The organism is Ideonella azotifigens, from assembly GCF_006519715.1.
Taxonomy (GTDB): Bacteria; Pseudomonadota; Gammaproteobacteria; order Burkholderiales; family Burkholderiaceae_C; genus Ideonella; species Ideonella azotifigens.
The window spans coordinates 1-2,621 of the sequence record NZ_VIDT01000718.1; the positions used below are offsets into that span (position 1 = coordinate 1).

3 protein-coding genes are annotated in these 2,621 nt (G+C 70.3%); all 3 read left to right on the plus strand.

Annotation, left to right across the window (positions count from 1 at the left end; translation table 11 throughout):
* Positions 1-771 (plus strand): DUF3108 domain-containing protein (locus FKP22_RS26725; protein WP_141290981.1); only part of this gene is annotated, 771 nt, incomplete at its 5' end.
* Between the two features lie 53 nt (positions 772-824).
* Entirely contained in the window at positions 825-1,106 is a 282-nt protein-coding gene (locus tag FKP22_RS26730) for a BTH_I0359 family protein (protein WP_141290983.1), read from the plus strand.
* 108 nt (positions 1,107-1,214) lie between these two features.
* Positions 1,215-2,621: AAA family ATPase (locus tag FKP22_RS26735; RefSeq protein ID WP_141290985.1), on the plus strand; the 1,407-nt coding region annotated here is incomplete at its 3' end.

A 2,621-nucleotide genomic window follows, 5' to 3' on the forward strand; every position in this document is an offset into this window, starting at 1 on the left:
GCGGAACCCGGCCTGCCGGACATCGGCGGGCTGATGCCGGAACTGCCGACGCTCACGCTGCCGCAGCCTCTGCAACTGCGCTACAGCGCGCAGCGCAACGACGGCCAACCCGGCCAGGCCGAGCTGCTGTGGCAGCCCGATGCACAGGGCGAGCATTACACGCTGCACTGGCAGGTCAGCCTGCCAGGCGGGCGAGGCGAGCAGGACTGGCAGAGCAGCGGCGAGCTGGGTGACCAGGGCTTGCTGCCGGTGCGCATGGTCGAGCGCAAGCGCGGCAAGGACCAGCATGCGGTGAACTTCCAGCGCGAGAAGCAGCTGATCAGCTTCTCCGGCCCCAGCGGCATGCAGCGCCTGATGCCAGGCACGCAGGACAGGGCCAGCTGGCTGCTGCAGCTGCCGATGATCGTGCAGGCGCTCGCGGGGAGCGACGGGCTGGGAGTGGGCGTGGGCACGCTGGTCACGCTGCCGGTGGCCACGGTGCGCGGCGACCTGGACTTCTGGCAGTTCGAGGTGCAGGCCGGCCCGCCGCTGCAGTTGCCGAACCAGGCCCACCCGCTGCCCGCCTGGCGGCTGGTGCGCGAGCCGCAGCGGCCGTATGACCAGCGCATCGAGGTCTGGCTGGCGCGCGAACGCGACATGTTGCCGGCCCAGCTGCGCTTCACCACTGTGCCGGGAGAGAACAGCCTGACGCTGACGCTGCTGGACGGCCTGCCGCCGCCAGCCGAGACTTCCGCCTCGGCGCCGCCGCCCGGCCACAGCACCAGCCCTTGAATTCGGCCGGCGGGCCGGCATCTGCAGGGCAAGACCCCCACTGGAGCGCCTTGATGCACATGCTTTACAACTCCGACAGCTTTGCCGTGCTGGAGATCGACGTGGCCGAGCTGGCGAGCGGCACCCAGGCGGGTGAGCCTTCCGACAGCGGCACCAGCGGCTACGAGATCGTCGACAAAGCGGCCCGCAAGGGCATCTTCCTCGACGGTGAACTGGCCCGTGGTTTCCGCGCCCGCGCCCAGGCACTGGTGCAGGAAGAGGCCGACGAGGACACGCTGGAAGCCTTTGTCGCGACCTACGCCGGCCTGGCCCAGCAGCCGATGGCGCTGCACTGACGCCATCTTGCCGAGCTGAAGGCAGGCCGCCCGGGGCTTGCCGACCCCTCACGGCTGCGCCAAGATCGGCCTCGCCGGGCCGCATGGCCCGTTGCTGCGAGGCAATCCATGGTCGAACGTGTGCCGGAATCCCAGCTGCTGCTGTCGCCAGGCCTGAGCCAGGCGCCGGTGCTGGACCGCATGTGCTCGCATTTCGTGCTCGCGCTCACGCTGGCCCAGGTCAGCCGCTTCCCGCTGCGGCGCGACTGGAGCGCGCTGCTGAGCCTGACCGGTCGCCACCTGGTCTGGCCCCAGGCGGTGCTGCACAGGCTGCGCCGCTTCCTGCAGCGCCGCGGCCTGCCACAAGGCCCCTGGCTGGGCCACGAGCGGCTGGACGACGCCACCTTCCTGGCCCGCCACGGCGCCTGGAATGGCCCGTACGAAGAAGGCACGCTGTTCTTCTACCTGGACGACTACCTCAAGGACACGCCCAAGGACCTGATGGCCGTGCTCAGCGCCACCGCCGACTGGCTGGCGCGCGACCTGCAGAAGCACTCGACCCTGGTGCAGCAGAACATTGCCGCTCTGGGCCAACTGCTGCAGCTGAACCCGGCCGAGCGCGCGCTGCTGCTGTACGGCACGCTGGCACGCTACCAGCGCGAGCTGCGCGGGCTGCTGCTGGAATTCAAGGTCTCCAGCGCGCAGGAGGCGCACGCGGCGCTGGCGCGCGTGGCCGGCGTGGACGCACGCGAAGTCGCCGAGGCGCTGCGCGCCGGCTCGCGGCTGGAGCGCATCGGCATGGTCGAGAACCTGATTTCCGAACACAACGTGACCGACCTGGCGGACCTGATGAAGGTCAGCGAACAGCTTCCCACGGTGCTGATGCGCGAATACCGCGGGCCGGACGACCTGATGGCCGTCTTCACCCGCCCGGCCCGCGCCACCGAACTGAAGCCGGCCGACTTCTCCTTCGTGGCCGACGACGTGCAGGTGCTGGCCGGGCTGCTGCGCGAGGCGGTGGCGCAGCACGCGGTGGGCGTCAACATCCTGCTCTACGGGCCACCCGGCACCGGCAAGACCGAGCTGGCCAAGGTTTGCGCCCAGGCTGCCGGGCTGGCGCTGTACGAGGTGGAGCATGCAGACCGCGACGGCAACGCACTCTCAGGCCGGGACCGCTACCGCTCGCTGCAGATCAGCCAGGCCTTCCTGAAGGGCCACGCGCAGGTCGCGCTGCTGTTCGACGAGGTGGAAGACGTGTTCCCGCCGCTGCATGGCGACACCGCGCAGCTGCTGGCCAGGCTGGACGCGGGGGACAGCGCGAGCGCCAGCGTCTCCGGCAAGGCCTGGGTCAACCAGGTACTGGAGAGCAACCCGGTGCCGGTGATCTGGGTGACCAACCGCATCGAGCAGATCGACCCGGCCTTCCGCCGCCGCTACCAGTACCACCTGGAGCTGAATTCGCCACCGCCGGGCGCGCGCGAGGCACTGGTGATGCGCGCGCTGGCCGGATCGGATGTGAGCGCAGACTTCACCGCC

Excerpts from the sequence above, each read along its gene's own strand:
- FKP22_RS26730 (WP_141290983.1), top strand. The coding sequence starts at position 825 with ATGCACATGCTTTACAACTCCGACAGCTTTGCCGTGCTGGAGATCGAC.